This is a genomic window from Marmoricola sp. URHB0036, assembly GCF_000426045.1.
In the GTDB taxonomy this organism is placed as follows: domain Bacteria; phylum Actinomycetota; class Actinomycetes; order Propionibacteriales; family Nocardioidaceae; genus Marmoricola.
Genome location: NZ_AUEP01000003.1, coordinates 84,629 through 107,243 on the forward strand (window position 1 = coordinate 84,629; position 22,615 = coordinate 107,243).

Below are 22,615 nucleotides of genomic sequence, written 5' to 3' on the forward strand. Positions count from 1 at the left end.
GTGTCACCCCCCGGTGTTCTCGACGGGTCGGTACTCCTCGATGACGAGCGACTCCTGGTGGGCCGGTACGCCTTCCTCGGTCACCCACACGTCGATGGGTCCGCGGGAGCGCGGCAGCCAGAGGAGGGCGAGGTGTTCCTCCACCCGGACCGGATCCGCGTCGCCGATCCGCGCCATCAGCCGCGAGTGCGGACCCGGGCGGATGGCGCCTACCAGCACGAGTCGTCCACGGGGCGGGCCGTGGAGGCGTACCTTCAGGTCCCGGCTGGTGACCGTCCCCTCGACGACGGGCTGGCGCGCACCCGTGCCGGAGGAGTATCTCCCGGCATGCACCTGGAGGATCCACGGCACCGCACACGTGTGGCGCGTGCGCGACGGACACCGAAGGGCGGTCCACTCGTGCCACTGCGGGACGGTCGTCGGGCTCGACGCCGCCGATGGGCGGCCCGTGGCCGGCAGCCCGGAGGTGGTGTCCCGGTCGAGCAGCTGGGGGAGCCCGACGATGGCTGCCACGGCGACGGCACTGACCAGCACGAGCACGGCCTGACGCCGGTGGTGCCGGATGCGTACGGGTGAGGGTGCTGCCGGCATCGGCCACGAACGGGTCTCCTCGGCCTGGGCCTGCAGCTCGCGGGTGAGGTCATCGATCCTCATCGGGACACCTCCATCGCCTCGGCGCCCAGCGCCGGGTCGATCCCGAGCCGGCTGAGCGCCTTGCTGGTCTGGCTCTTCACGGTCCCGACGGAGACCCCCATCAGCTCGGCGACCGCTGCCTCGGTGAGGTCCTCGTAGTAGCGCAGCACGATGACCGCCCGTTGCCGTCGTGGAAGTCGCGCGAGCGCTGACCGCAGGTCGAGGTTCCGGTCGGTGTCGGGATGCTCGGTCGGTGCCTCCGGAAGCTCCTCGCTGGGTTCCTCGTTGTTCCACCGGCGCCGCCACCAGCTCACGTAGGTGTTCACCATCGTGCGGCGCGCATAGGCCTCCGGGCTGGTGGTGATGCGCGGCCAGGCGCTCCAGGTCTTGAGCAGGGTGACCTGGAGCAGGTCCTCGGCCAGCTGTCGCTCCCGCGTGAGCAGCCCCGCGGTGGTCAGCAGCCGGGGTCCCGACGCCTCGACGAAACGCTCGAACTCGTCGTGCACGCTGCCTCCCTCGTCGGTGGTCCTCACCATGATCGACGTGCCGGCGGAGCCGAAGGGTTGCCCCGGCCCCCAAAACTCTTCCGTCTAGAACGTGTTCTAGTTCGCTGGTAGCGTCCAGCCATGAGCCAGCAACCACGCGTCGTCGTCGTGACCGGTGCCGCCTCCGGCATCGGTCACGCCACGGCGGCCATGTTCGTCGAGATGGGCGAGACCGTCTTCGGCCTCGACATCGCCCCGACTGTCCCCGACGGCGTGACCTACGTCGAGTGCAACGTCGGCGATCGCGGCTCCGTCGAGGCCGCCATCGAGGTCTGCTCCGCAGGCGGGCGCATCGACGTGCTGGCCAACGTCGCCGGGGTCGTGCAGTTCGGCCGGTTCGAGACCATCACCGAGGCCGAGTGGGACCGGGTGCACGCCGTCGACCTCAAGGGGCCGTTCCTGGTGATGCAGGCCGCCCTGCCGTTCATCCGGGCCGCCACGGGCAACATCGTGAACGTGTCCTCGGTGGCCGGTCGGGTGCCCCAGCCGTACACGACGGCCTACTCCGCGGCCAAGGGCGGCCTGACCATGCTCACCCGCTCGCTCGCCCTGGAGCTCTCGCCCGAGGGCATCCGGGTGAACGCGATCTGTCCCGGGACGGTCGACACCCCGATCGTCGCCGAGGTGTTCGAGAAGCTCACCGACGACCTCGACACCCGGGTCGCCGACCGGCTGATGATGATGCTCTCGGGCACCATCGCACCGGCCGAGATCGCTGCGGCCATCCGCTACCTGTCCTCGCAGGAGGCGAAGTTCGTGACCGGTGCCGTCCTCGCCGTCGACGGAGGCATGGGCTGAGCCATAGGTTCGGTCCATGGAGTCCTATGCCCGCGGAGAGACCGAACCGCCCCTGATCGAGGAGACCATCGGGGCCAACTTCGAGCGCACCGTTGCGTCGTACGGCGAGAACGAGGCACTCGTCGAGTTCGCCACCGCACGACGATGGACCTACGCCGAGCTGGACCGGGACGTGAACGCCCTCGCCCGTGGCCTGATGGGTGCCGGCATCGAGAAGGGCGACCGGGTCGGCGTCTGGTCGCCCAACTGCGCCGAGTGGACGATCGCGCAGTACGCCAGCGCCAAGATCGGCGCCATCCTGGTCAACGTCAACCCGTCCTACCGCACCCACGAGTTCTCCTACGCGGTCAACCAGTCGGGACTGCGGATGCTGATCAGCGCCGAGTCGTTCAAGACCAGCGACTACCGCTCGATGGTCGAGGAGACCGAGGACCGCAACCCCGACCTCGAGCGGGTCGTCTACATCGGCACCTCCGACTGGGACGCGCTGCTGGCCGAGGGGGAGCGCCTGCCCCAGGACGCCGTGGCCACGCGCCTGGCCAGCCTCGAGCCCAGCGACCCGATCAACATCCAGTACACGAGCGGCACCACCGGCTACCCCAAGGGCGCCACCCTGAGCCATCGCAACATCCTCAACAACGGCTTCTTCGTCACCGAGACGATCAACTTCACGCACGAGGACCGGCTCTGCATCCCGGTGCCCTTCTACCACTGCTTCGGGATGGTGATGGGCAACCTCGGCTGTACGACGCACGGCGCGACGATGGTCATCCCGGCTCCCGGGTTCGATCCTGAGACGACCCTGCGAGCGGTCGCGGAGGAGAAGTGCACCGCGCTGTACGGCGTCCCGACGATGTTCATCGCGATGCAGAACCACCCGTCCTTCGCCGACCACGACCTGACCTCGCTGCGCACGGGGTGCATGGCCGGGTCGATCTGCCCGGTCGAGGTGATGAAGCACTGCGTCAACGACATGCACATGGCCGAGGTGTCGATCGCCTACGGGATGACCGAGACCTCGCCGGTCTCGACCCAGACCCGGGCCGACGACGACCTCGACCGTCGTACGGCCACCATCGGGCGGGTGCATCCGCACGTCGAGATCAAGGTCGTCAACCCGGTCTCCGGCGAGACCGTCGAACGCGGTGAGCCGGGCGAGCTGTGCACGCGCGGCTACTCGGTGATGATCGGCTACTGGGACGACCATGAGAAGACCGACGAAGCCATCGACTCCGACGGTTGGATGCACACCGGCGACCTCGCCGAGATGCGCGAGGACGGCTACTGCAACATCGTCGGCCGCATCAAGGACATGGTCATCCGGGGTGGGGAGAACATCTATCCCCGCGAGATCGAGGAGTTCCTCTACACCCACCCCGACATCGAGGACGTGCAGGTGATCGGGGTCCCGGACGAGAAGTACGGCGAGGAGCTGGCCGCCTGGGTCAAGCTGCGCCAGGGTGCCGACCCGCTGGACGCCGAGAAGGTGCGCGCCTTCGCGACCGGCAAGCTGGCCCACTACAAGATTCCGCGCTACGTCTTGCTCGTCGACGAGTTCCCGATGACCGTGACTGGCAAGATCCGCAAGGTGCAGATGCGCGAGGAGACCACGCTGAAGCTCGGTCTCGAACCCGATGACGGCGACACGAAGGAGCGATGATGAGCGCGGAGATCGACGTCCTGGCCGAGGAGTACTGGGCCTACTACCTCCAGACCAACCCCACGAGTGCCCACCTGCTGGGTGAGTACGGCCGGGCCGGGGAGTTCGAGGAGGCCACCCGAGCGGCCGAGGACGCCGAGATCGCGGCCCTGCGCGCCTTCGCGCAGCGGGCTGAGGAGCTCGACGAGACCGGTCTGGACGAGCAGCAGCGGATCACCCGCGCCGTGGTCGCCTCCGACGCCACCGCCCGGGCCGACATCGCCGAGGCCCGGCTCAAGGAGCTGGCGGCCGACCCGATCTTCGGTGAGCAGGTCTCGATGCCGATCCTGATGGGCATGCTCGCGTTCCCCGACGCGGACGTCGCGAACGCCCTGGTCGACAAGTTCCGCGGGCTCGGGCGTTACTACCGCGAGCTGGCCGAGCGGCAGCGCGAGGGCGTGGCGGCTCGGAGGTTCCCGGCGGCGTTCGCCGTGCGCGACACCATCGCCCAGCTGGACGCCATCCTCTCCTCGCCGGTGGCCGACGACCCCCTCCTGAACACCACGCCTCCTCCTACCGGGATGGACGTCGACGGGTGGAAGGCCGGCCTGCGCGAGGCGATCGAGTCCGACGTACGTCCCGGGATGGCTGAGTACCGCGACGTGCTCCGCGACCTGGTGCTGCCCCAGGGCCGCAGCGACGAGCAGTGCGGCCTGAGCTGGCTGCCGGACGGCGAGGAGGCGTACGCCGCCACGCTGCGGCTCTACACGACGACCACGAAGACCGCCCAGGAGATCCACGACATCGGGCTGGCCCAGATCGCCAAGCTGGCCGACGAGTACCGCAGCCTCGGTCCCGAGGTGGTCGGCACCGACGACCTCGGCGAGATCTTCGAGGCGATGCGGACCGACCCCAAGCTGCACTTCGAGAACGGCGAGCAGCTGGTCGAGGCCTCCGAGGTGGCGATGGCGCGCGCGTGGGCCGCGATGCCGGAGTGGTTCGAGGTGCTCCCGCAGGCGCCGTGTGCCGTGCAGTCGACGATGACCGGCGCGAAGGCGTTCTACTTCCCGCCGGCGAGCGACGGCAGCCGTGGCGGCACCTTCTTCGTCAACATCGCCGACCCGACCGCGTGGGGCACCTTCGAGCTCGAGGCGATGGCCTTCCACGAGGGCATCCCGGGCCACCACCTCCAGATCGCGATCGCCAGCGAGCTCGAGGACGTCCCTGAGTTCCGCAAGCACATCCACAACTCGGCGTACGCCGAGGGCTGGGGGCTCTACACCGAACGCCTCTCAGACGAGATGGGGCTGTACAGCTCCTCGGTCGACCGGATGGGGATGTTCTCCGCCGACTCGATGCGGGCCTGCCGGCTGGTCGTCGACACCGGGCTGCACGCGCTGGGCTGGAGCCGGGAGCGGGCGGTCGAGTACATGGTGGCGAACTCACCGCTGGCCGAGGGCGTCGTACGCCCGGAGGTCGACCGCTACATCGTCTCGCCGGGGCAGGCGACGTCGTACATGGTCGGCCGGCTGGAGATCCAGCGGATGCGCGCCGAGGCCGAGCAGCGCCAGGGCGACGCCTTCCAGGTGAAGAGGTTCCACAGCGCGGTGCTCGACTCGGGCTCGTTGCCGCTCGGCGTCCTCGACGACGTGGTCCGGGCCAAGCTGGCCTAGGAGCTAGGCGAGGCGACGCAGCAGCGCGCGCGCCGCGAAGGAGCCGACGACGCCGCCGATCGCCTCGAACGGCATCCGCTCGTGGGCCTCGTTCTGGATGCGCTTGTGGACCTCGTCGACCCACGCCGGGAAGGGTGAGCGCCCGAAGAACAGCGTGCTCGGCTTGTCGGCGTCCGGCAGGCAGGCGCCGAGCATGCCTGCGACCACGGCCGCGCGGCGCTCCGGTCCGGCGGCGCGGGCGAGGGTCGCCATCGTGGCCAGGCCGAACAGCCCGTCCACGACGGCGACCTTGATGAAGACCGAGTAGTCGGGATGGCCCCAGTGCGGCAGGGCGTCCATCACGGCGTGGGAGGTCACCCCGATCCCGAACGCGTACGCCGGTCGACGGACGACGGCCCCGATCACCGCACCGGCGACGACGTGGTTGGTGATCAGCACACCCGGAGCCTAGACGCGCACCCTGTGTTTGCCCCCGAAGGCCCGGGGTACGAGGTCGGACGTGGCAGAGACAGTCGAGACAGGACGCATCACCACCGACATCCCGGCCCGGCTCGACCGGTTGCCGTGGGCTCGGTGGCACTGGCTGGTCGTGATCGGGCTCGGCACGGTGTGGATCCTCGACGGGCTCGAGGTGACCATCGTCGGCTCGATGAGCGACGCGCTGAAGCCCGCCAGCACCGGGCTCGGGATGAACAGCTCCCAGATCGGCTTCGCCGGAGCGGCGTACGTCGCCGGCGCGTGCATCGGCGCGCTGTTCTTCGGCCAGCTCACCGACCGGTTCGGCCGCAAGAAGCTGTTCCTGGTGACCCTCGGCGTCTACACCGTGGCGACGGTGCTGACGGCCTTCTCGATGAACCCGACGTGGTACTTCGCGGCGCGCTTCCTCACCGGCACCGGCATCGGCGGGGAGTACGCCGCGATCAACTCTGCCATCGACGAGCTGATCCCGGCGGCCTTCCGCGGACGGGTCGACGTGGCGATCAACGGCTCGTTCTGGGTCGGCGCCGCCGCCGGGTCGCTGCTCACCATCCCTTTGCTCGACCCCAACATCGTCAATCCCGCCTGGGGATGGCGGATCGCCTTCGGGCTCGGGGCGGTGCTGGCTGTCGGCATCCTGATCGTGCGACGCAACGTGCCGGAGAGCCCCCGGTGGCTGTTCATCCACGGTCGCGAGGACGAGGGGGAGGAGATCGTCCGCGACATCGAGCAGACCGTCAGCGACGAGACCGGCTCGCCGCTGGACCCGGTGGAGGAGACGATCACGATCCGCCAGCGGCGCTCGATCGGGATGGTGGAGATCGCCCGCACCGTCTTCGCGCTCTACCCGAAGCGCACCGTCTTGTGCTTCTCGTTGTTCGTCGGCCAGGCCTTCCTCTACAACGCCTTCTTCTTCACCTACGGCGACACCCTGTCCACGTTCTTCGACGTCAAGCAGACCGGCTGGTACCTCGCCATCTTCGCGGTGAGCAACTTCGCCGGCGCCCTGCTGCTCTCGCCGCTGTTCGACCGGGTGGGCCGGGTGAAGATGATCAGCGGTACCTACATCCTCTCCGGGGTGCTGCTCGCGGCCGCAGGCATCGTGCTCGGCGACCTGGATGCCGTCTCGCTGACGGTGTTCGGCGCAGTGATCTTCTTCTTCGCCTCGGCCGGGGCGAGCGCGGCGTACCTGACGGCCAGTGAGGTCTTCCCGATGGAGACCCGGGCCCTGTGCATCGCGTTCTTCTACGCCATCGGGACCGCGGTCGGCGGCATCACCGGCCCCCTGCTGTTCGGAAAGCTGATCGACAACGCCTCCGCGGACAAGGACATCACCGCGATCGCGATCGGCTACTTCATCGGAGCGGCCCTGATGGTCGCCGGAGGCCTGGTCGAGGCGGTGCTCGGCGTCAAGGCCGAGGGCGAGTCGCTGGAGAACATCGCGACCCCGCTGACCGCCCAGGAGGCCTGAGGAGTCGCGCCCGCCGTACGACGTGACGGTTGACACATCGGAACTAAACCGGTTTAGTCGGTCGGTATGGGACGGCCGACGATCAACGACGTGGCGACTGCCGCGGGTGTGTCCAAGGGTGCCGTCTCCTTCGCCCTCAACGGTCGTCCGGGTATCTCCCCGGACACCCGCCGCCGCATCCTCGAGACCGCCGAGCAGCTGGGCTGGGCGCCGAGCCCGCGGGCCCGGGCGCTGTCGGTCTCCAAGGCCCTCGCCGTCGGGCTGGTGATCGCCCGGCCCCCCGAGATCCTGCGCGCCGACGCGTTCTTCCCCTCGTTCATCGCCGGTCTCGAGGCCGCCCTGTCGCCGCGTGGCCACGCCCTGCTGCTCCAGGTCGCCGAGCAGGCCGACCACCCGGCGTACCGCCGGCTGGTGCAGGAGGGTCGGGTCGACGGCGTCTTCGTCACCGACCTGCGGGTCGACGACGCGCGACCGGCACTGCTCGAGGAGCTCGGCCTGCCGGCCGTCCTGATCGGACCCGAGCTGGGGGAGCAGCCGCGAGAGCGACAGTCGGGCCTGGGCGTGGACGACGCGCCCGGCATCCGGGCCGCCGTCGAGCACCTCATCGCACTGGGTCATCGCGACATCGCCCACGTCGCCGGTCCGCTGGAGATGGTGCACGGCCGGTCCCGCCGCCGCGCCTGGAGCCAGACCCTCGCTGATGCCGGGCTGCCCGAGGGCACCTGCGTCGAGGCGGACTTCTCGGCCGAGTCGGGCGCCCGCGCGATGGGCGTGCTGCTCGACCAGGCGGTGCCGCCGACTGCCGTCGTCTTCGCCAACGACCTGATGGCCATGGCCGGACTCTCGCTGGCCCTCGCACGCGGCGTCTCGGTGCCGGGTGACCTGTCGGTCACCGGGTTCGACGACGTCGAGATCTCCGCACACCTCCAGCCGTCCCTGACCTCGGTGCACACCGACGTCGTGGCCTGGGGACGTGCGGCCGCCACCCGGCTCCTCCAGCTGATCGACCTGGAGGAGCCAACGCCCGCCGATCTGCCCGCCGCACGCCTGGTCGTGCGCTCGTCGACCGGACCAACACCTCGCCGATAGGAGCACCATGAAACGCCATCTCGTCACCACCTCGCTCGCCGTCCTCGCCCTGGGCGTCACCGCCGCCTGCGGGAGCGGCGGTGACTCGGGCAAGGCCGAGAGCTCGACCGGCCCGATCAAGGTCTGGCTCTCCAACAACCCCGAGGAGATCGCCTGGGGCAAGGCGATGGTGAAGGAGTGGAACGACGCGCACTCCGATCAAAAGGTGTCGGCGCAGGAGATCCCGGCCGGCAAGACCTCCGAAGAGGTGATCGGCGCCGCGATCACCGCCGGCAACGCGCCGTGCCTGGTCTTCAACACCAGCCCGGCCGCCGTACCCCAGTTCGAGAAGCAGGGCGGCCTCGTCGCCCTCGACGACTTCAAGGGGGCCAAGGACTACATCGAGCAGCGCTCGGGTGACTCCGCCGAGCAGTACCAGTCGCCGGACGGGAAGTACTACCAGATCCCGTGGAAGCAGAACCCGGTGATGATCTTCTACAACAAGGACATGTTCAAGAAGGCCGGGCTCGACGTCGACAACCCGCCGCTGAAGACCTACGACCAGTTCCTGGCCACCAGCAAGAAGATCGTCGACAGCAAGGCCGCTCCGGCCGCGATCGCCCCGGCGCCGTCGAGCGAGTTCTTCCAGTCCTGGTTCGACTTCTACCCGCTGTACGCCGCCGAGTCCGGTGGCAAGCAGACCATCGAGGACGGCAAGGCCACCTTCAACGACGAGGCCGGCAAGGACGTCTGGAACTTCTGGGCCCAGATGTACAAGGACGGCTACACCCCGCAGGAGAAGTACGACGGGGACTCGTTCGCCGACAAGAAGGCCGCGATGGCGGTCGTGGGTCCGTGGGCCATCGCCGTCTACAAGGGCAAGGTCAACTGGGGCGCGGTCCCGGTGCCGACCAAGGAGGGGATGGACCCCAGCGAGATCCACACCTTCACCGACGCCAAGAACATCGCGCTCTACTCGGCGTGCAAGAACCAGAAGACGGCCTGGGACGTGCTCAAGTTCGCCACCAGCAAGGAGCAGGACGGCAAGCTGCTCGAGACGACCGGCCAGATGCCGATCCGCAGCGACCTGCCGACGACGTACGCCGACTACTTCGCCAAGAACCCGGACTACAAGGCCTTCGCCGACCAGGCATCACGCACCGTCGAGGTGCCGAACGTGCCCAACTCGGTGGAGATCTGGCAGGAGATCCGCGACAACTTCTCCTCCTCGGTGATCTTCGGCAAGACCTCGGTCGACGAGGCCATCAAGGCCGCAGCCGACAAGGCCGACGAGCTCGCCGGTCAGTCCTGACGGCGTGAGGCCAGTGCTCACGAAGGTCTTCGGCCGCCAGCCCCTGGGGACGGTGTTCGCGGCGCCGTACGCGCTCTTCCTCGCGTTGGTGTTCGCCTACCCCCTGGGGCTGGCGGTCTGGATCAGCTTCCACGACTACTTCTTCGCCGCCCCGGGCGCGCAGGTGGACCGCCCGTTCGTCGGGCTGGAGAACTACCAGACGGTGCTCTCCGACCCCGACGTGCAGCGTGCGTTCCTCAACGTCGCGATCTTCCTGGTGATCAACGTGCCGCTCACGGTGGTGCTGTCGCTGGTGCTGGCGACCGGGCTGAACTCGATCGTGCGGGCCCGCACCTTCCTGCGGGTCTCCTACTACGTGCCCTACGTGACGGCGAGTGTCGCGCTGGTCGGCGTCTGGCTGTTCCTGTTCAGCTCCGGCGGCCTGGTCAACCAGGTGCTGGGGCCGCTGGCGCCGTCGCCGTCGTGGCTGGTCAACAGCCACCTCGCGATGCCGGTGATCGCGCTGTTCGTGACCTGGAAGCAGATGGGGTTCTTCATCCTGCTCTACCTGGCGGCGCTGCAGGGGGTCTCCAAGGACCTCTACGAGGCGGCCTCGATCGACGGGGCCGGACGTTTCCGGTCGTTCATGAACGTGACGGTGCCGGGGGTCCGCTCGGCCACCAGCCTGGTGGTCATCCTCGCCACGATCACCGGCGCCAACCTGTTCACCGAGCCCTACCTGCTCACCAACGGTGGCGGCCCCGACGGCGCCTCCGCGTCACCGGTGTTCGTGATGTACCAGAAGGGCATCGAGCAGGGGAACCCCGACACCGCCTCGGCCATCGGCGTGATCCTCGTCGCCCTGGTGCTCGTGATCGCACTCGTCCAACGACGTTTCCTGGAGCGTGACTGATGGTGAAGCAACGCCGCATCTGGAGCACGGCCGCACTGTTCCTCGGTGCCTTCGTGTTCCTCTTCCCCTTCTACTACATGGTGATCGGCTCCCTGCAGGAGAAGCCCGACACCACCGTCAAGGGCGCGTTCCCGACCGGCGGACTCACGCTGCACAACTACAGCGAGATCAACAGTCGCGTCGACTTGGCGCAGTCGCTGTTCAACTCGGTGGTGTTCACCGGCGGCGTGCTGCTCGGGACGGTCGTGTTCGGCGTACTCGCCGGGTATGCGTTGGCCCGGCTGAAGTTCCGCGGTCGCGGCGCGCTGTTCGCGGTGATGCTGCTCGTGCAGATCATCCCGTTCCAGCTGCTGATCATCCCGATCTACGTGATGATCGTGCGCAGCTACGGGCTGGCCGACAGCTACCTGGGGATGATCGCGCCGTTCGCGATCAACTCGACCGCGGTGTTCGTGTTCCGGCAGTTCTTCCTGCAGCTGCCCGAGGATCTCTTCGCCGCGGCGGCACTGGACGGGGCGAGCGAGCTGCGGATCCTGTGGTCCATCGCCCTGCCCCTGGTGCGCCCGGCCATCCTCACCGCCACCTTGCTGACCTTCATCGGGCCCTGGAACGAGTTCCTGTGGCCGTTCCTGGTGACCAAGGACCAGAGCCTGCAACCGCTGGCGGTCACGCTCGCCAACTACATCAGCAACATCGCCGGACGCGCCTCCAACCCCTATGGCGCGATCCTCGCCGGGGCCGTGGTGCTCGCTGCACCCGCCGTCGCCCTCTTCGTGGTGTTCCAGAAGCGGTTCACCGGCGCCGAGCTCAGCAGTGGGGTGAAGGGATGACCATGCTCCGCAGTCTCATCGCACTTGTCCTCGCCGGCGTCGTGCTGGCTCCGGTCGGAGGAGCAGGAGCGGCCGAACCCACACCGCTCACCAACCTCGCCCACCTCGACTTCCTCGGGGACCGGGTCACGCCTCCCCAGCAGACCGGCCACACGACGTACCGGCTCGCCCAGGACCCCTCGGTCGGCACCCTCTGGACCTATGCCGACCGACAGGACGACGGCTCCTTCAAGCGCGTCGGCGGGGGCACGTACGACGCCACTCACGACACCTATGGCCAGGGGGCGTTCAACGCCGACGACATGGCCCGGGCTGCTGTCGTGTACCTGCGCCACTGGAAGCTGACCGGTGCCGCCTCGAGCCGGCACGCGGCGTACGAGATGTTGCGCGGACTGACCTACCTGCAGACCACGACCGGTGCCCACCGCGGCAACGTCGTCCTCTGGATGCAGCCCGACGGCACCCTGCACCCGAGCGCTGATCCGGTCGAGCAGCCCGACCCGTCGGACAGCGACGCGTCGTACTGGCTGGCCCGCACGGTCTGGGCGCTGGGGGAGGGGTACGCCGCGTTCGAGCGCACCGATCCTGCCTTTGCGCGGTTCCTGCGCACCCGGCTCGACCTGGCCACCGGAGCGATCGACCGGCAGGTCCTCGACGCCTACGGACAGCACCTGAACATCGACGGTCGGCGGATGCCGGCCTGGTTGATCGCCAACGGCGCCGACGCCTCGGCCGAGGCTGTCCTCGGACTCGCGGCCTACGTGCGGGCCGGCGGTGGCGGCAAGGAACGAACGGTGCTCACCCAGCTCACGCGCGGGATCACCGAGATGTCCGCCGGCAACGCCCGGACGTGGCCGTTCGGTGCCGTCCAGCCGTGGAACCAGTCGCTGTCGCACTGGCACGCCTGGGCCTCGCAGATGCCGGCGGCGCTGGCCGCCTCCGCGGCCGCGACGGGGGACCGGGCCGCGCGGGCGGCAGCGGCACGTGACTCGTTCACCTTCGACCCGTGGCTGCTGACCTCGGGCGGCCCCGACAACGGCCGGTTCCCGACCCGGGCCGACGGCACCCAGATCGCCTACGGCGTGGACTCGCGCGTCCAGTCGCTGATCGCCACGGGTGGCGGGGCCGACCGCATGGCCGGGATCACGGCTGCCTGGTTCTTCGGTGCCAACGCGTCCGGCCAGCCGGCGTACGACCCCGCCACGGGTGTCACCATCGACGGCATCGCCGCCGACGGCACGGTCAACCACAACTCCGGCGCGGAGTCGACCATCCACGGCCTGCTCACCATGCTCGCCCTGGACGCCCACCCCGCCGTACGACGGATCGCGCAGACGTCCGACCTGCAGGAGCAGGTCGGCACCTCCTACGTGCAGGCCGAGGACGCCCAGCTGTCCGGCGGCGCCACTGCCGTCAAGCCCGAGTCGGCCTGGACCGGCGAGGCGCAGTACGGCGGCACCGGCTATGCCTCGATGCCGGCCGGCAGCACCGCGACGTTCGACCTCGGGCCCCACCCGGCGTCGCTGGTCATCCCGGTGGTCGAGCTGCAGCCGTCGTCGCGGGCGGTCACGTCGTTCGTCGCGGGTCGCGGGCTCGGCTCGGTGCGTTCCGGCGCCATCGGACCCCAGGGCGACTCGCCGGCCCCCGGCGCGCTGCTGCCGGTGACGCTCCCGACGCCGACCTCGGCCCCGACGCTCACCGCCTCGACCAGGGGCGGCACCGCGCGGCTCGACGCCGTCATGGTGCAGCCGCTCGTCTCCCGGCTGGTCCTCGGCGGGCACGGGCACGGCACCGCCCTGCTGCGCAGTGCAGCCACCTCGACCTCACGTACGACGGTCGAGGTACCCGGCAGCGGCCGGGCCGAGGTGTGGTCCTACGACGGCACCGGTCGCCTGCTCGGCCACACCACGAGCGCTGCCTCCGACGTACCCGTGACCGTCGCTCCCGGCGGCGTCACGATCGTCCGCCGCTGACCCCCTTCCCACAGAAAGGCTTCCCATGCCGCACGCAGAATTTCCGCTCGGCCCGTTCACGCCGTACGCCGAGAACCCGATCCTCACCCCGCAGGGCGACGGCTGGGAGTCCGGGAGCGTCTACAACCCGGCGGCGGTCGTCAAGGACGGGAAGGTGGTGCTGCTCTACCGCGCCCACGCCGACGACATCGTCAGCCACGTCGGGCTGGCGACCAGCGACGACGGCCTCCACTTCGAGCGGCATACCGAGCCGGTGCTCTCGCCGACCGAGAACTACGAGCGCCACGGCTGCGAGGACCCCCGCGTCACCGAGATCGACGGCACCTACTACCTGACCTACACGGCCTACGACGGCACCAACGCCCAGCTGTGCCTGGCCACCTCGACCGACCTGTTCACCTGGGAGAAGCACGGCCCGCTGTTTCCGGACTTCAACACCTTCGAGCCGAACGCTGCCGACGTCCCGACGCCGTGGAGCAAGGCCGGCGCGATCCTGGACCGCAAGGTCAACGGCCGCTGGCTGATGTACTTCGGCGAGGGCTCGATCTACCACGCCTGGTCCGACGACCTGATCCACTGGGAGCCGGGCCCCCAGGACGAGCCGCTGATGGTGCCCACGCCGCCGGGGACGTTCGGTGAGTTCCTGGTCGAGGTCGGGCCGCAGCCGATCATCATCAACAACGGGCTCATCCTGTTGCTGCACAATGCTGCTGTGAAGTTTGAGGACGGCACCGTGCGCTACACCTGTGGTCAGCTGCTCTTCGACCCCGCGCGACCGACCGAGATCCTGGCGCAGATGAACCGTCCCTGGCTGGAGCCGACCACCCGCGAGGACCAGCACGGACTGGTCTCGAACGTGACCTTCGTCGAGGGCCTGGTGCACTTCCAGGACACCTGGTTCGCCTACTACGGCCAGAGCGACTCGACGCTCGGCGTCGCGACGTACCGGGTCGGCGAGACGTACTGATGCTCGACCTCGCCGAAGAAGGTGACCGGCTGCTCGACTTCGGCCGCGCCTCCCGCCTCCCCGAGGGTGGCTTCGGGTGGCTCTCCTCCGAGGGCGAGGTCGAGACCGACCGCCCGGTCGAGCTGTGGATCACCTGCCGGATGACCCACGTCTACGCGCTCGGGCACCTGCTCGGACGGCCCGACTGCGCGTCGCTGGTCGACCACGGGGTGGCCGCCCTGCGGGGCCGGTTCCGCGACGGGGTCAACGGCGGCTGGTGGGCGCAGGTCGGTCCCGACGGTCCGGTCACGACGGACAAGACGGCCTACGAGCACGCGTTCGTCGTACTCGCCGCCGCCAGTGCCACCGCTGCCGACCGTCCCGGTGCCCGCGAGCTGCTCGACGAGGCGTTGACCGTGCTGCTCGACCACTTCTGGGACGAGGAGTTCGGGATGGTCGTCGAGCAGTGGGACGAGACGTGGACGACGCTGGACCCCTATCGCGGCGTGAACGCCAACATGCACACGGTCGAGGCACTGTTGTCGGCGGCCGACGTGCTCGACGACGCCTCCTTGCGCGAGCGGGCCCTGCGGATCACCACGCGTGTCATCCACGACCTCGCCGCGTCCAACCACTGGCGGATCCCGGAGCACTTCGATGCGACGTGGACGCCGCAGCTGGAGTACAACGCCGACCAGCCCGCGCACCCCTTCCGTCCCTACGGCGCCACCATCGGCCACTGGCTGGAGTGGGGACGGCTGGCGCTGCATCTCCGTGCCGGTCTCGGCACGGACGCCCCGGCCTGGTTGCTCACCGACACGGTCGCGCTGTTCGACGCCGCTGTCCGGGAGGGCTGGGCAGTCGACGGCGCCGACGGGTTCGTCTACACCGTCGACTGGTCGGGCCGCCCCGTCGTACGCGAGCGGATGCACTGGGTCGTCGCCGAGGGCACCGCCACCGCGGCCGCCCTGCACGCGGTGACCGGTGAATCGTCGTACGCCGACTGGTACGCGACCTGGTGGCAGCACATCGAGACCTGTTTCGTCGATCGCGAGCACGGCTCCTGGCACCACGAGCTCACTCCCGACCTGACCCCCAGCAGCTCGACCTGGGAAGGCAAGCCGGACACCTATCACGCCTACCAGGCCACGCTCATTCCCCGGCTTCCGCTCTCTCCGACGCTGGCCCGGGCGCTGGCTGACGGGATCCGGCCTCGATAGCCTCGAGGTCGCGCACGGCGTAGCGCAGGTGCTCCCACTCCTCGTTGAGGATCACGTGCAGGCACGCCAAGGTCGTCACCGGGTGGTCGGGAGCCCACGCGTGGGGTCGTGGCTCGGCCAGCACCTCGGCCGTGACGGTGGCCAGGTAGTCGTGGACCATCGCCACCCGATCGGCCCGGGCCCCCAGCACGTCGTCGTACGCCGGGGTCTCGGTGGTGAAGACGGCCAGGTCGTAGCCGTCGGTCTCGTACTCGGCATGCGGTTGGCCGAGCGGGTGGTACGGCTGCTCGACCCCCAGCACTGCTCGCCTCAGCCACGTGTCGGTCGCCATCACCAGATGACGCAATGTCTGCGAGAACGACCACTCGCCGTCCACCGACACCTCGACCGTGCCCGCCGGCATCGCCGCCGCCCGCTCGAGGGTCGCCGCCCAGGTCTGCTCGAGCCTGGCCCACGCCGCACGCAGACCGTCGGGATCACCGGCCCGCCTGTCCGCGCGCCCGGGGAACCGCCGGTTGAGCTCCGCCTCGACGAACGGACCCACGTCGACGCCGTTGACGACCAGTCCCTCGCCCTCCGAGAGCCACGGCGCATCGATGTCGGTCCCCGACACCTCGACCGCGCGCATCACCACCCCGGACAGGTCGGCCCTGACGAACCTCGCCCCCCGCAGGTCCGCATCGACGAACTCCGCGCCCCGCAGTGCGTCAGCCCCAGTGAAAGTTGCCATGCCCGCATCTTCGACCACGGGGGTGACAGGTCCCGTTGTATGGGCGTGGGTTTGTTGGTGTTGCTTCCGTGCCTGCTCGGTCTGGTCGGGGGATGCGGGTTGACGGGGTACGTGGTCGACGTCCGCTCGGGTTGCGGTGGCGTCCCGACGCCTTCGGTCGGCTTGCGGTCGCCTGGGAACAGGTCCTGTGGTTGCGGTGGTCGGGTTTCGGAGAGAGGGTCCGTCACTGTTGGTCGGTGGTTGAGGAGCGAGCGTCTCGAAACCACTGGTCTGTTCTGCGGCAGCGGTGGCGAGGGTCCGCGGTCACCCGGGCGCAGGTTTCGTTGGTGGGGCTTCCGGGCGCGCTCGGGGCTGGTCGGGGATGCGGGTTGACGGGGTACGCGGTCGATGTCCGCGGTGGTTGCGGTGGCGTCCCGGTGCCTTTGGTCGGCTTGCGGTCGTTTGGCTCGAGATCCTGTGGTTGCGGCTGCCGGGTGAGGTGGGTTTTCGTCTGAAGGCATGGCTGTGCCCCCGGCTGGGGTGGGCCGGGGTGGTGGGGGCTTCAGGTTCTTCGGGGTGGGCGGCGGCTGATGGGTGGGACTTCGTACTGGTGTCCGGTGGGGCTGGTCCAGATGTGGGTGCCGTCCTCGAGACGTTTGTAGTCCCAGGCGGTGAAGGTCTTCATCCGGTGATGCGTCCTGCACAACGGCGCAAGATTCAGCGGGTTCGTCTGACCCGGCGGTCCGCCCTCGGACATGGGGATGTAGGCGGTGATGTGGTCGAGGTCGCAAGCCCTGGAGTCGCGGATGCAGCCGGGGAAGACGCAGTAGGCGTCGCGCAGGGTGCAGAGCTCTCGCATCGCTGATGGTGGGTCGTGCTGGTCGACCGCCTGGGTCGAGCTCAGGTCGAGGACGGGCCGGACGATGACCTTGCCGCCGGCGGCGGCTGCATACCTGGTGAGCCAGTCGGTGAGGAGCTGGTCGGTGGCGGCACCGAGCTTCTCGATCGACACTGCACCTGGTTGGTCGGGGTCGAGGTGCACGTAGAGGTTCACCGCACCGAGACCGGTGCCAACGCTGGGTACTGCGTCGCGTCCGGATAGCAGGTCCAGGGCGTACTGGGGGTCGGCCAGGATCCCGACGGCCCGGGCCCGCCTCACATCTAGTTGGTCGCTGTCGCCGAGGCTCCTGAGTTCGCCGGCGATCCGGCCGACGGTCTGGTCGAACAACAATGCGTCGGGGGTGTCGAGGGTCATCACCACGTCGGTGGTGGCGGGGTTGCCGCGGTGGCGGATCCACACTCCGCGACGAGCGAGCTCCTCCTCCTCGTCCGCCACAGCCCGGTCGGGGTCGAAGTACAGCCGTGCCTCCTGGACGAGGCGGGCGGCGTCGACCAGTCCGATCTTCGAGGGCGTGGCGCTGATCAGCCGGTCGGCGAACGCCACGGCCTCTGGTGAGAGGTCGTGGGTCTCCCGGGAGATCGCCCGGGCTCGCCACACCGGGACCTGACCGTCGAGCACGAGCTCCCAGAGCCGAGGGAGTCGGTACGTGAGTTCGAGGGCGTCCGCGATGTGCTGCTTGGCGGCCTCCAGGGAGATGCCGAGGGCAGCAGCAAAGGACGCCGGCGCGAACTCGTCGACCAGCGGCGCACCCGGCCCTGCCAAGGGAGCACCCGCGGAGAAAAGGCCGCGGTCGTCTTCCCAGCCCGCCGGGAACTCATCACGACAGGGGTGCAGAAGTGCCCAGTGGATCGCCATGTAGAGCTGTTCGACTTCACACTGGTGGGCCAGCGCGCGGGCTGCCTGGACACGGTCGATCACCTCGGCTGCGGTGAGAGTGGTGGTGGTGTCCATGAAGAAACTCTAGACGTCGGCACCGACAGTTTCGATAACAGATTCGAAGATGTGGAGAACTCCTCTGACACCTCGATCAGTGGTTTCGAGACGCTCGCTGGCGCTCGCTCCTCAACCACCGAACACCAAGCAAACCGCGACGGACCCGCTGCAAGAACCCTGACCGCCGCAACCACAGGATCTGAACCCCCGCCGCCGGAAGCCGAACAGAGGCGTCGGGACGCCACCGCAACCCCACGCCCACGGAAACCACGACTCTCGTTGACCCAGACCGGCCGACCAGCCCCGAGTGGTCTCGACTATCCGCTCGCTCCGCTCGCTGCTCGACCACCTTGTCCCTCGCGGCCGATGCGGGAGCGGGTGGTTTCGAGACGCTCGCTGGCGCTCGCTCCTCAACCACCGAATGCCAAGCAAACCGTGACGGACCCACTTCCCGAACCCAGCGACCGCAACCACAGGATCTGAACCCCCGCCGCCGGAAGGCGCACAGAGGCGTCGGGACGCCACCGCAACCCCACGCCCACGGAAACCACGACTCTCGTTGACCCAGACCGGCCGACCAGCCCCGAGTGGTCTCGACTATCCGCTCGCTTCGCTCGCTGCTCGACCACCTTGTCCGCCGGGCCCGAACGGCCCACGTAGGCTGGATCCTGTGAGTGGTCAGCTGGTGGTCGGGTTCGATCTCGACATGACCCTGATCGACACGGTGGTGGGGTTTGCGGCGACGCTGGATGTGCTGGGGGCCGAGCTGGGGGTGGAGTTCCCGACCGCAGAGATGACGGCCAACCTCGGGCCGCCGCTCGACCTGTTGCTCGAGCCGCACCTGCCGGCCGAGCAGATCGTGCCGGCGGTCGAGCGGTTCCGCGAGATCTACCCCGACACGGCTGTCACGCCGACGCCGGCGTTTCCCGGGGTGGCCGCGGCGCTGGCTGCCGTACGACGCCACCACGGGCGGATCGTGCTGGTCACCGGCAAGCACACGCCCAACGCACAGCTGCACGTCGACCACCTCGGCCTGGACGTCGACGTCGTCGAGGGACGGGTGTGGGGGACCGGCAAGGGCGAGGTGCTGAGGCGCCACGACGCCGACATCTACGTCGGCGACCACGTGCACGACGTCGAGGGTGCGCGGGCGGCTGGGATCACGAGCGTCTCCGTGCTGACCGGCGGCAGCACCCGCGAACAGCTCGAGGAGGCCGGCACCGACGTCGTGCTGGCCGACCTGGACGAGTTCCCGGCCTGGCTGGACGGCCATCTGCTGGAGCACCGGCTGACCGAGCTCGAGCAGCGGCTCGAGCGGCACGGGCGGCTGATGGTCGCGTTCAGCGGGGGAGCCGACAGCGCGTTCCTGCTCGCGGCCGCGGTGCGCGCGTTGGGGGCCGAGAACGTCGCGGCTGCCACGGCGTACTCCGCCTCACTACCCGCGGCCGAGCGTGGGCCTGCCCAGGAGTTCGCCGAGTCCCTCGGCGTCGAGGTGCTGACGCCGCGTACGTCGGAGATGGAGCGCGAGGGCTACCGCGCCAATGACGGCGACCGGTGCGCGTTCTGCAAGGCCGAGCTGCTCGACGTGCTCGGACCCCTCGCCGAGGCGCACGGGTACGACGCCGTCGCCACCGGGACCAACGCCGACGACGCGCGCGCCGGCTTCCGTCCGGGGATCGCCGCGGCCGCCGACCGGGGAGCCGTCACGCCGCTCCAGGACGTCGGGCTGACCAAGGACCAGATCCGTACGGCGTCGCGCGACTGGGGCCTGCCGACGTGGGACAAGCCCGCGGCGGCCTGCCTGAGCTCACGGGTCGCCTACGGCATCGAGATCACCCCCGCTCGTCTGGCCCGCGTCGAGCGCGCCGAGGCGGCCCTGCGCACGGCCCTGAGCGATGCCGGTCACCGGGTCGGAAACCTGCGGGTCCGTGACCTGGGCGACCAGGCCCGGATCGAGGTCGACCGGGGACTCATCGAGGCGGCCGAGGAGATGAAGTCCGTCGTGCGCGACGCCGGCTTCGACGGCGTCGAGGTGGATCCGCTCGGCTTCCGTTCGGGGTCGATGAACGAGCTCCTCGACGACCCGGAGCACTACCGCTGAACTCGTTGGCGCGCGTTTCCGTCGACCGCGTACGCTGTGCTCTCGCTGCCGAAAGCCGCAGAATTCGACCGAGAGAAAGGCCAGGACGGTGCCAACCGGAAAGGTCAAGTGGTACGACGCCGAGAAGGGATTCGGCTTCCTCTCACGTGAGGACGGGGACGACGTCTACGTCCGCTCGTCCTCGCTGCCCCAGGGAGTCACCACCCTCAAGGCCGGCACCCGCGTCGAGTTCGGCATCCTCTCGGGTCGCAAGGGCGAGCAGGCCCACCAGGTGCAGGTGCTGGACGCGCCGCCGTCGGTGTCCCAGAACCGACGCAACGCCCAGCGCAAGAAGCCCGAGGACATGGTCGGCATCGTCGAGGACCTGATCAGGCTCCTCGAGGGCGTCGAGCAGGGCTACCGGGCCGGACGTCATCCCGACCCGAAGACCGCGAAGCCCACTGCCAAGCTGCTGCGTGGATTGGCCGACGAGCTCGAGCTCTGAGCCGTACTCTCCCTGCATGACTCGGGGAGAGCTCACCGAACGTGCCCGTACCGTCATCACGGTCTGTGCCGTGGCGGCGGTGCTGTACGCCGCAGTGACGCCGTTCGTCTACCACAACCTCACGTACGCGTTCGTGGGCATCGACAGCATCTCGGGCATGCTGCTCGCGCGGGCGATCATCGTGGGCGTGCCGAACCTCCTCGCGCTCGCGGCGGTGGTGATCTCGGGGCGACCGTTCGTCGGGGTGTCCATCGCGGTGGCGAGCGCCGTGGCGATGATGGCGGCCGAGGTGCTCAGCCTGACCAGGGCGGGAGTGTCACTGGGCCCCGACGACTGGATGTCGCTCATCGGCGGCGCGGTCGTGGCGGCGTGCGCCCTGCTGGCCGCCGATCTGCTCGTTTGGCGTCGGCCGGTCGACACCCCGCTCCTCGGTGCGGTGGCAGGGCTGCTCGTCGGGGTGCTGTCGGCGGTGATCAGCATCTACCAGCTGGTGCTGGCCAGGGTGGTCGACGACGTGGACCTGTTCCTGGACGGCTACTGGCTGCGCGAATACGCGGTCGAGGGCCTCGTCCTGGTCGTGGCCGGCCTGCTCGCCGGGGCGGTGGCCCAGCGCTGGTCCGGCGTACGTCAGGAGACGGCCGGCCTGGCCTGACCCGTCTGGCTCGGCCGACGGATCAGCACGAAGACCGTCCAGAGCACCATGATCGCGGCGAGTACGCCGAGCCCGAGCTCGGGCACCACGGTGTCGCCCAGCTTGAGGGGCAACGCGATCCCGATGAACCCGCCGATCACCCAGGACAGCTGGAGCAGGGTCTCGGAGCGCGCGAAGGCCGAGGTCCGGTGGCGCTCGGGAACGTCGCGCTGCACGAGCGCGTCCAGCGAGATCTTGCCCATCGCCGCGGCGACGCCCGCGGTGAGGCCGAGCGCGATGGCCGGGATCAACCCGTAGAACACCGCCGCCACAACAGCCGCGGCAGCGTCGGCGAGCAGCGCGACCACGACCGTGACCGAGGGCGTGATCTTGCGCAGCATCGAGCCGAGTCCGATGCCGATCGTGTTGCCCAGGCCGGCGGCTCCGATGACCAGTCCCATCAGCAGGGTGGTGCGGTGCTCGAAGCCGGGCAACGGGTACTGCCGCAGCAGGAAGGCCATGTACATGGTCAGGAAGCCGGACAGGAGCCGCAGCCCGGCGTTGCAGCGAAGCGCGAAGACGACGCCGGGGGGCACCCGGAACTTCTTCTGGTCGTCGCGCAGGCTGACCGGCAGCTCGCCCTCGGTCGCATCGGCCCTGGCCGGCAGCAGGATCGAGAGGATGGTCGCACCGGCGAACACCACGAAGGCGTAGCGCAGCGACCACTGCGAGCCGAAGGTCGCCGCCAGGCCGGCGAGCGGCGCCGAGATCGCGGCGCCGACCACGCCGGCCAGCGAGATCCGGCTGTTGGCCTTCACCAGGGAGAGTTCCTGCGGTTTCAGGCGGGGGACCGTGGCGGCCCGTGTGACGCCGTAGGCCTTCGACGCCACCAGCACCCCGAGCGCGGTCGGGAACATCGCGATCGACTGGGTCGCCACCGCGTCGGCCATCAGCCAGCACAGGAACGCCCGCAACGCCATCGTGGAGCCGATCGCCCACCGGCGGCCGTGGCTGAACCGGTCGAGGAACGGGCCGAGCAGGGGAGCCACCACCGCGAACGGCAGCATGGTCAGTCCCAGGAAGAGCGCGACCTGGCCACGCGCCGACCCGGGCGAGGCGAAGAAGAGCGTGCCCGCGAGCGAGATGGCCACCGCCGCGTCGCCCGCGGCGTTGAAGGCGTGCAGCTCGATCAGGCGGTAGAGGCCGGAGTCGCCGGCGCCCTCGGCGTGCGAGGCGCGGCGCGCCTGGCGGAAGGTGTACGACGCACCGCGGCCGGTCGCCGAGGCGGCGCCCTTGATCCCGCGACCGGTGGCGCCCACGACGCGGCGTCCCCGCCCGGAGTCCTGGGCCGTCTCCTCCTCCATGTCCACATCCTGCCA

The 22,615-nt window shown here is 69.5% G+C and carries 20 protein-coding genes; 14 read left to right on the forward strand and 6 right to left on the reverse strand.

The features are described from left to right. Positions 1–3: 3 nt before the first annotated feature. Complete coding sequence (locus H976_RS0100380; RefSeq protein WP_027859906.1) at positions 4–654, reverse strand: hypothetical protein; 651 nt, start codon at positions 652–654, stop codon at positions 4–6. Beyond that, positions 651–1,139 (reverse strand): SigE family RNA polymerase sigma factor, encoded by a 489-nt coding sequence (locus H976_RS23770; RefSeq protein WP_036224070.1) that lies wholly within the window; start codon positions 1,137–1,139, stop codon positions 651–653. Before H976_RS23770 ends, H976_RS0100380 begins: the two co-directional genes overlap by 4 nt. Positions 1,140–1,259: 120 nt before the next feature. Between H976_RS23770 and H976_RS0100390 the strand changes: the two genes are divergently transcribed. Genes H976_RS0100390 through H976_RS0100400 form a run of 3 tightly spaced genes read left to right on the forward strand, consistent with a single transcriptional unit; the run spans position 1,260 to position 5,288 of the window. Next, positions 1,260–1,976, forward strand: coding sequence for an SDR family NAD(P)-dependent oxidoreductase (locus H976_RS0100390; protein ID WP_027859907.1), 717 nt, complete (start codon positions 1,260–1,262; stop codon positions 1,974–1,976). A 16-nt stretch (positions 1,977–1,992) separates the two neighbouring features. Then, positions 1,993–3,636: an AMP-binding protein gene (locus H976_RS0100395; RefSeq protein ID WP_027859908.1), complete on the forward strand. Its 1,644-nt coding sequence runs from the start codon at positions 1,993–1,995 to the stop codon at positions 3,634–3,636. Beyond that, complete coding sequence (locus H976_RS0100400; protein ID WP_051275846.1) at positions 3,636–5,288, forward strand: DUF885 family protein; 1,653 nt, start codon at positions 3,636–3,638, stop codon at positions 5,286–5,288. The genes H976_RS0100395 and H976_RS0100400 overlap by 1 nt, the downstream gene beginning before the upstream one ends. Positions 5,289–5,291: 3 nt before the next feature. Here the strand turns inward: H976_RS0100400 and H976_RS0100405 are convergent, their stop codons facing one another. After that, positions 5,292–5,726, reverse strand: a complete 435-nt coding sequence (locus H976_RS0100405) for a hypothetical protein (protein WP_027859910.1) — start codon at positions 5,724–5,726, stop codon at positions 5,292–5,294. A 61-nt stretch (positions 5,727–5,787) separates the two neighbouring features. Between H976_RS0100405 and H976_RS0100410 the strand changes: the two genes are divergently transcribed. From H976_RS0100410 to H976_RS0100445, 8 genes are all read left to right on the forward strand, one after another. Continuing rightward, positions 5,788–7,236, forward strand: a complete 1,449-nt coding sequence (locus H976_RS0100410; protein WP_027859911.1) for an MFS transporter — start codon at positions 5,788–5,790, stop codon at positions 7,234–7,236. Positions 7,237–7,302: 66 nt separating this feature from the next. After that, positions 7,303–8,325, forward strand: a complete 1,023-nt coding sequence (locus tag H976_RS0100415; protein ID WP_027859912.1) for a LacI family DNA-binding transcriptional regulator — start codon at positions 7,303–7,305, stop codon at positions 8,323–8,325. A 7-nt stretch (positions 8,326–8,332) separates the two neighbouring features. After that, positions 8,333–9,616, forward strand: coding sequence for an extracellular solute-binding protein (locus tag H976_RS0100420; RefSeq protein WP_027859913.1), 1,284 nt, complete (start codon positions 8,333–8,335; stop codon positions 9,614–9,616). Positions 9,617–9,620: 4 nt separating this feature from the next. Then, positions 9,621–10,508 carry a carbohydrate ABC transporter permease gene (locus H976_RS23775; RefSeq protein WP_081682558.1) on the forward strand — a complete coding sequence of 296 codons (888 nt, stop codon included), beginning with the start codon at positions 9,621–9,623 and terminating at the stop codon, positions 10,506–10,508. Next, positions 10,508–11,338 carry a carbohydrate ABC transporter permease gene (locus H976_RS0100430; RefSeq protein WP_027859914.1) on the forward strand — a complete coding sequence of 277 codons (831 nt, stop codon included), beginning with the start codon at positions 10,508–10,510 and terminating at the stop codon, positions 11,336–11,338. The genes H976_RS23775 and H976_RS0100430 overlap by 1 nt, the downstream gene beginning before the upstream one ends. A 2-nt stretch (positions 11,339–11,340) precedes the next feature. After that, entirely contained in the window at positions 11,341–13,311 is a 1,971-nt protein-coding gene (locus H976_RS0100435; RefSeq protein ID WP_081682559.1) for a hypothetical protein, read from the forward strand. Positions 13,312–13,336: 25 nt separating this feature from the next. Beyond that, positions 13,337–14,278, forward strand: a complete 942-nt coding sequence (locus tag H976_RS0100440) for a glycoside hydrolase family 130 protein (protein ID WP_027859916.1) — start codon at positions 13,337–13,339, stop codon at positions 14,276–14,278. Then, entirely contained in the window at positions 14,278–15,477 is a 1,200-nt protein-coding gene (locus tag H976_RS0100445) for an AGE family epimerase/isomerase (RefSeq protein ID WP_051275848.1), read from the forward strand. The genes H976_RS0100440 and H976_RS0100445 overlap by 1 nt, the downstream gene beginning before the upstream one ends. Here H976_RS0100445 and H976_RS23780 read toward each other — a convergent pair. After that, on the reverse strand, positions 15,410–16,207 hold the full coding sequence (locus H976_RS23780; protein ID WP_051275850.1) for a DinB family protein: 798 nt from the start codon (positions 16,205–16,207) through the stop codon (positions 15,410–15,412). The two genes, H976_RS0100445 and H976_RS23780, sit on opposite strands and share 68 nt — an antisense overlap. Before the next feature lie 541 nt (positions 16,208–16,748). After that, positions 16,749–18,038: an HNH endonuclease signature motif containing protein gene (locus H976_RS0100455; protein ID WP_027859918.1), complete on the reverse strand. Its 1,290-nt coding sequence runs from the start codon at positions 18,036–18,038 to the stop codon at positions 16,749–16,751. 652 nt (positions 18,039–18,690) lie between these two features. Between H976_RS0100455 and larE the strand changes: the two genes are divergently transcribed. From larE to H976_RS0100470, 3 genes are all read left to right on the forward strand, one after another. Continuing rightward, positions 18,691–20,121 carry an ATP-dependent sacrificial sulfur transferase LarE gene (gene larE / locus H976_RS0100460; protein ID WP_231388750.1) on the forward strand — a complete coding sequence of 477 codons (1,431 nt, stop codon included), beginning with the start codon at positions 18,691–18,693 and terminating at the stop codon, positions 20,119–20,121. Between the two features lie 88 nt (positions 20,122–20,209). Beyond that, positions 20,210–20,605: a cold-shock protein gene (locus H976_RS0100465; protein ID WP_027859920.1), complete on the forward strand. Its 396-nt coding sequence runs from the start codon at positions 20,210–20,212 to the stop codon at positions 20,603–20,605. Positions 20,606–20,621: 16 nt separating this feature from the next. Beyond that, positions 20,622–21,257, forward strand: a complete 636-nt coding sequence (locus H976_RS0100470; protein WP_027859921.1) for a hypothetical protein — start codon at positions 20,622–20,624, stop codon at positions 21,255–21,257. On the opposite strand, the gene H976_RS0100475 is transcribed toward H976_RS0100470, so the two are convergent. Next, positions 21,233–22,600, reverse strand: coding sequence for an MFS transporter (locus H976_RS0100475; RefSeq protein ID WP_051275852.1), 1,368 nt, complete (start codon positions 22,598–22,600; stop codon positions 21,233–21,235). The two genes, H976_RS0100470 and H976_RS0100475, sit on opposite strands and share 25 nt — an antisense overlap. Between the last annotated feature and the right edge of the window lie 15 nt (positions 22,601–22,615).